General features: G+C 51.5%; 1 rRNA gene. It reads right to left on the minus strand.

Features of this window, described 5'->3' with window-relative positions:
• A 16S ribosomal RNA gene (locus IWT5_RS11800) occupies positions 1 to 617 on the minus strand; the annotation flags it as partial.

Consider the following 617-nt stretch of genomic DNA (forward strand, 5'->3'; position numbering starts at 1 on the left):
GGTTAGCACAGTATGTCAAGACCTGGTAAGGTTCTTCGCGTAGCTTCGAATTAAACCACATGCTCCACCGCTTGTGCGGGCCCCCGTCAATTCCTTTGAGTTTCAACCTTGCGGTCGTACTCCCCAGGCGGAATACTTAATGCGTTAGCTGCGGCACTGAAGGGCGGAAACCCTCCAACACCTAGTATTCATCGTTTACGGCATGGACTACCAGGGTATCTAATCCTGTTCGCTACCCATGCTTTCGAGCCTCAGCGTCAGTTACAGACCAGACAGCCGCCTTCGCCACTGGTGTTCTTCCATATATCTACGCATTTCACCGCTACACATGGAGTTCCACTGTCCTCTTCTGCACTCAAGTCTCCCAGTTTCCGATGCACTTCTCCGGTTAAGCCGAAGGCTTTCACATCAGACTTAAGAAACCGCCTGCGCTCGCTTTACGCCCAATAAATCCGGACAACGCTTGCCACCTACGTATTACCGCGGCTGCTGGCACGTAGTTAGCCGTGGCTTTCTGGTTAAATACCGTCAACACCTGAACAGTTACTCTCAGATGTGTTCTTCTTCAACAACAGAGTTTTACGAGCCGAAACCCTTCTTCACTCACGCGGCGTTGC

Origin of the sequence: Secundilactobacillus mixtipabuli, assembly GCF_002217925.1 — a bacterium.
Taxonomy (GTDB): domain Bacteria; phylum Bacillota; class Bacilli; order Lactobacillales; family Lactobacillaceae; genus Secundilactobacillus; species Secundilactobacillus mixtipabuli.